Origin of the sequence: Pseudovibrio axinellae, assembly GCF_900110875.1 — a bacterium.
Lineage (GTDB): Bacteria > Pseudomonadota > Alphaproteobacteria > Rhizobiales > Stappiaceae > Pseudovibrio > Pseudovibrio axinellae.
The window spans coordinates 1-6,401 of sequence record NZ_FOFM01000042.1; the positions used below are offsets into that span (position 1 = coordinate 1).

A 6,401-nucleotide genomic window follows, 5' to 3' on the forward strand; every position below is an offset into this window, starting at 1 on the left:
TTTCTGGCGGCCTTCTCCGGCCTGCGCAATCTCTTCGTTCCATCTCACCACCAACGGTCCGCAATCAACATTTACCTCCACCGCATCAACGCTTTTTCACAATGGAAACAAGCCGCTATGCTTGACGCCTAAAATGCGTCTGGAGAAAACTATTGCTGCCAATTTCAGGTTAAGTTGATAGCGCCGATTAAAAGCAAATTGCTTTAGGCGGTAGGTGTATTGCGGGCAAACGAAAAGGTTACGACAAAACCGTTTATCTATCCCAAATAAATAGTTAGCTAACCTTAGTTCTGAGTGGCACTTGATGCGGCAGATTTACGCGCTTTACTATGCCCTCAAAAAGGGAGCCACCATGTCTCGCATTTGGCTGAGTCTTCTCACTGTATGCGTCAATATCTTAGCCCTTGCTCTTCCATTGGCTCTGCTTCAAGTCTACGACAGAATTCTACCCAATAAATCATGGGGTACTGCGGCCGTCATATTTTTTGCCGTGCTTATTGCGCTTCTGCTTGCAGCATTTCTGCGGATGGTTCGCTCCGATATTTTTGCATTGCTATCAGCGAGAAATGACTTTCCCCTCTGGCAACGTATTGTCTCCAATCTCATTTATGGGGGGTACTCACCAGAGCAGGCGCATCTTGCCATATCCTCTGTAAACAAAGCTAAAGATGTGGGTGTCGGGCAAAGTCGCATGGGCCTTTACGATACGCCCTTTGCTGTCGTTTTTCTTGTGCTCATCTGGTATCTCGGAGGTGTTGTGGTTCTTGCTCCACTCATTGTAGGTGGTGGCTCTGCTCTAATATTTTTCTATTATAAAAACTCATATAGAACCGCGCTAAGAGACACAGCTGAACAGGATGCAACCCTTCGTGATCTGGAGGGTAATATGAGTACGCTGTCCCCTCAATGTATTTTCTTAGGGCGGTTTGGAGCGGTATTCAATGCCTTCAGTGTGCAAAAGCGAAACAGTGCAGTCGCACTGGAAAAAGTCGAGCGAATAGCCAGTCTACAACAGGACTTGTTGCAAAGTGGGGCGTTGCTGACCACTGTCCTTGTTGTGGGTTTTGGAGCAACTTCGGTACTTGCAGGAAACATGACAACTGGCGGCTTAGCTGCATGCACTCTACTTGGAGGGCGCGCCTCGGCACAGCTTATGGGCATTGCTGCCACCTTAATGAGGCAAACGCCTGCCAAAGTGGCTTCTGAACATATACCAGTCGGTGAGTCTCCAGCTCTTAATCGGTCGAATCTCCCTATTTCTATTTCATTGGGCGCAAGCCAATTGGAAACCAACTCCGGAGAGATCATAGTTATCGAGGAAAGCCCCAATCAAGAAGCCTTTGAAGTCCTACGTGAGCTTGTCGATAAGCTCTGGCCAGAAGGGCAGGGTAAGTGGGATGTTAGTGAAAATATGAGATACGTTCCAGCTCGCGCCGAATTACAAAGGGGAAGTATTCTGGAAAACCTAACCCGGTTTTCTTCGGGTCTGGAGCCGGAAGCATTTCAACTTTCTGAAATATTTGGCCTCGACGCAATGGTTGGGCGGCTAGTTGATGGTTATAGAACGGAGGTTGGGGCACATGGTACGATCCCCCTATCTGATGGAGCTGTAAAACGCGCAGCTCTTGTGCAGGCCTTCGTGGGAAACGCCAAACTTATCGTTCTGGAGCGCCCTGACATCTCGCTGGATTCAGCAGGTATTAAATCACTCAAACAAAGACTTGCGACATTAAGAGGTTCTGTAACCGTTATTATGACGACGGCCTCGCCCGAACTGCATGCCATTGCTGATCGGTATATACCTGAGTGTTTTGATCCCCAAAGTGCAATGGTGGCATAATGAGCAAGAACGCAACAGATTTTCTTTATGAAGCATTGGCGGCGCTTGGCGGCCGTAGAAGTAAAAAGCTGGTAGAAGCTGTGTTGGGGCAGCAAAAAACCGATCATATCCGCCAGATTGAGCAGGCCTGCGCATTGCTTGGAGCAACCGCGATCCACTATCATAGCCTTCCGGCCAGCTGGAGTGATGGACTGGAAGGTGCACTTGTTACACGTCATCACGGTAAGTGGGTGGCTCTCGTGCGCCGTGCAGGAAAAGAAACACTCATTCCCGATGATACCAAGTGTACTGCAGATCATATTCGCGCTTCAAAAAATTTATTGCATATTCGCTTACTGCCAGAAGCCTTAATGGCAGAAGTTTCCTATGCAGATTTTGTAGAGCGAAGCCGGCAGGGTGCCTTTGCAGTTGCTTGGCAATCCCTTGGTATCAACCTATGTGCCTTGACAGTTCCCTTCTTTACCATGGCAGTTTATGACCGCGTTCTGGGGGGTGGGGCACTTGCCACTCTTCCAGCACTCCTTGGTGGGGCAACAATCGTTCTTGTATTGATGATTGTTCTAAGGCGGATACGCTCCAGTCTGGCTGCAGCAGAATACGCACGGTTATCGGCAAGTATCTGTTTAGCAGTGGCTCAAAAGATTTTCAGGCAGCCGCTGGCGACGAAGCAGCGTATGTCAGCAGATGCGCTTGTGTTGCGACTAAAATCGACAGAACAAGCGGCAGGTATTTTTGCCAGCCCCAATATTGCAGCCATATATGATGCTCCCTTTCTCATACTCACGCTGATTGCGCTTGTTTTCGTGGGCGGTATTGTGGCGCTGATCCCCGCAGCTTATCTACTATTTTTCTGGGGGTTTGGCATATTTCTTATCAAAACAAGCCCACCAACAGACCCACAGGTGGCACGCCTTTCACAAATAAAACAGGGTATGACGTCGGAGTTGGTTGATAGCCAAGGTACGATTTACCGAAGTGGCCTCGCCAAAACATGGCTGCAAAGGTTTGAGCGGTCTATGTTGGCAATCATACCGCACAATGTAAAATTGCAAAAGCGTATGGCTGCGGTTCAATCTCTGGGAACAGCCTTGGGTACCGGTACCGCACTCTTGACCTTGATTATCGGGGTGGATCTCGTCCTTGTAGGTTCTATTACGCCAGGAGCTCTGATTGGGACCATGTTGCTCACTTGGCGGGTGACAGCTCCGGCTCAGGCCCTGTTTTTTGCTTTACCACGACTTGGAACAATTCTGGCAGCATGGCAGCAACTACGGGCGACTATGCAGCTTCCCTCAGTGGCGCATGATGTCCACTCACAAGAGCCATTTCCCCAAAACGTTTCTACTCTATCAGCACAAGGGGTGTACTTTCGCTATGATGGTGGGCAGGGGCCAGCATGCTCTGGAATCACGTTTGATGTTCCTCATGGAAGTGTTGTCGCAGTCATTGGTCCAAACTCGTCTGGAAAAACGACACTCCTAAGAATTATTGCTGGGTATTTGAGGGCGCAATCGGGCAGCTACTTCATTAATAACCGTACCGTTTCACAATTTGATAGTGACGACATGGCTGAATATTGCGCCTATCTGGATGCCAATCCGCCCTCAACCGAACCAAATGAACAGGGGTATAAAAATCGGGGTCGAACGTCTGTAGTCGAAGCCGAGCGGGATGCCTGGAATGGGGTGATCCAAAAGGATGCGCCAATTTACGTTCTCGATGATCCGCTCTCCTCTGGCGGCGAGCGTTGCCGAACAATGGTCAAACAGTTTCTCAAAGAAAAACGCGGCAAAGCAACTGTATTTTTTTCTAGCCATGATACCGATTTGGTACCCCACGCAGACTTGGCCATCGTTTTGGAAAACGGTGTGCAAGCCTACTTTGGTCCCGTGCAAACACCTGCTCAGAGCCAATAAAAAAAATAAGTCAAATGCCTGAACTGGACCGGAGGCTATAAATGACAAAAGAAAAATACGAGCACAATTTTGAATTGGGAGACACCCAAGTCTTCAAGTGGAAAAAAAGGGCAGCTCTTGTTACAATGGTTGGGATCGCCCTTCTAGTTATCTGGATGATATTTACTCCTCTTGATGAAATCGCCAAAGCGCGGGGCACTGTAGAGCCAGTCGCTCAAGTGCAGAGGGTGGAAAGTCGCCATGGTGGTCATCTGGTACAGGTCGACGTGAAACTTGGACAAACAGTCGAGGCAGGAGACAGAGTTGCCCTCCTTGACCAAACAGAAGCCCGTTCAGAACTTGAAGCAGCACAAGCCCGTATTGCTGGCCTTTCTTTGGAAATCGAACGTTTAAGTGCGCTAGTTGACAAACGTCAACCAAACTTTGGGAAATTGGGGGATCAGTACCCTGAACTCGTTCTAAAAGAGATTGCAGCATTACCAGCACAACGAGATCTGATGCGCTCTCAAAAGGACGTTTTAGAGGCGCAAATAGCAGAAAAAAAGGCAGAAATTGCAGCCGTTGATGCAGAAAAACCTGAACTGATGGCGCAGATTACAGTTGCAGAAGAAGAGCGCAGCATAGAGGAAGCCTTGGTTAGGCGTGGCATTTCTTCTCGTCCGCGGCTTGTTGAGCTTCGGGAACAGGCAGCCAGATACCGCTTTGAACTGGCTCAGCTGGCTGGGCGTAGAAGCATATTGGAAGCCCAAGTGGAGCAACTACGATCCCAGCTTGGCGGTATTGATCTGGATCAGGCAGCTAAAGCTCGCACACGCATCGCCGAGGCAACAGGCGAGCGCAGAGCACTGCGGGCAGAAGTCAAAGGGTTGAAGCAACGACTGGATGAAACTGTCGTACTTACTCCCGTTGCTGGCATTGTCCAATCTCTTCCCGATGAGACTATAGGGGACGTTATAGATCCAGGTGGAGTGGTCATTACCTTAGTTCCGATTGAAGGCGGGCTGCAGTTCAAAGGCAGGTTATCGCCACGGGATGTAGGTTTTGTCGAAGTTGGACAGCCTGTCAGACTGAAAATAGATAGCTTCGACTTTAGCCGTTACGGCGCGCTGAACGGCGTTGTCAAAGAAATCTCACCAACGACACATATGGATGAACGGGGTTTGCCCTTTTATTTGGTTGAAGTTGGTGTCGATCACACTTTTTTCCGAGACCCTAAAGCAGGGCTCGCGCTTCAATCCGGTATGACTGGTGAAGCGGATATCCTCACCGGTTCCAAAACAGTATTCCAATATATTTGGAAGCCCGTTTACACAAATCTGGATCTTGCCCTATCCGAGCGTTGAGAGGTTGATCATGAGTAGCAAAGCTCCCATTGAAAAACTATCTTTACTGATAAAAGCAGCCAACGCTCAAACCGCTCCGGAAGAAATTTTCGGTTGGGTTAGCATAAGTGCTGAGCCGCTGACCCCGGAAGCTACGGAGGCCCAACATAAAACCTCAGAAGAAGCGCTCCATGGCTCTTCCATTCCTCCTCATCGTGAACTTATTTTTTCAGGTGAAGGACTAGGGAAACTGCTGGGAACAAGCCCGTCGGAAGTATCAAATATGTCCGCCTCCGCACAAGACAGGGAGGGGACAGCGACAGGGGTGCCTATCTCAGGCTTACACCCAATTCATACTGGAACTGGTTCTGATGGGAGTACACTTGCGACAACAGCCGCCTCTCATTACCTTCTCCCAAATCTGGGAAACGGGAATCTAGCGGGCGCTTCTTCTTTTCATGCCGGACACTTAACGGGTGGAGTGGGAGGAAGTAGTGGTGGTGGTGGTGGAGGTGCAGGTAGTGGTGGCTCAGGAAACAAGCAGACAGGTAATGTCGTCAGTGCAGGACAAAACGGAACACCTGCTGTTGCAGCTCTAACAGCACAAGGCAAAGAGGATAAGGATCTACCACTTCATATCCGAACCGTAGACAGTCACGGCAACGGCGAAAGCATTAGGCTTGTTATCACTGGTATACCCAAGGGGGCCCATCTGAACCTTGGTCATACAGACCAACAAGGGCACTGGCTTATTGATCCGGGTACAGATATCAGCCATTTAAAGATGACCCCGCCACCGGATTGGTCCGGTCAAGGCTATCTCACTGTTATCGCCGTACAACCAGATGGTAAGAGTTCCCAAGCGCTGTTACCCTACCAGATTGCTTCAACTCCTGATGGTGCACTCATTTCTGGCCGGGATCAAGGCTCCGCCATAGAGGATAGACTAGTTGATGTTACTGGCGAACTGAATATCGTCGATCCAGATCCTGGAGAAGCTGCCTTCAAACCAGATAGGCTCACTGGCAGTTATGGTAGCCTCAAAATCGACAGTTCTGGGCACTGGACATACTCACTAAATAATGGGCTTCCTCAAGTTCAAAGCCTAAAAGAAGGCAGCAGAGGCTATGAAACCTTTCAGGTTCATAGTGTCGATGGAACCTCGCATCAAATACTCATTGGAATTCAAGGCACTCAAGATCAAGCAGTTATTAGCGGACTTTCAATTGGCACGGTGACTGAAGAAACTGCACTGACCACCAGCGGCCAGTTGAGCATTGTTGATCCTGATGCCGGCGAAGCGCAGTTTGTCGGGCAATCGGC

Annotated in this window: 4 protein-coding genes; all 4 read left to right on the top strand. The window is 49.4% G+C overall.

The features are described 5' to 3' along the window. Window positions 1–352: 352 nt before the first annotated feature. Window positions 353–1,840 (top strand): ABC transporter ATP-binding protein, encoded by a 1,488-nt coding sequence (locus BMZ51_RS22870; RefSeq protein ID WP_175485060.1) that lies wholly within the window; start codon window positions 353–355, stop codon window positions 1,838–1,840. Beyond that, a complete protein-coding gene (locus BMZ51_RS22875) occupies window positions 1,840–3,756 on the top strand; it encodes an ATP-binding cassette domain-containing protein (RefSeq protein WP_068008145.1) in 1,917 nt (638 codons plus the stop codon). The genes BMZ51_RS22870 and BMZ51_RS22875 overlap by 1 nt, the downstream gene beginning before the upstream one ends. Before the next feature lie 41 nt (window positions 3,757–3,797). Beyond that, window positions 3,798–5,099 carry an HlyD family type I secretion periplasmic adaptor subunit gene (locus BMZ51_RS22880; protein WP_068008141.1) on the top strand — a complete coding sequence of 434 codons (1,302 nt, stop codon included), beginning with the start codon at window positions 3,798–3,800 and terminating at the stop codon, window positions 5,097–5,099. Between the two features lie 10 nt (window positions 5,100–5,109). Beyond that, window positions 5,110–6,401: VCBS domain-containing protein (locus tag BMZ51_RS22885; protein WP_208979637.1), on the top strand; the 1,292-nt coding region annotated here is incomplete at its 3' end.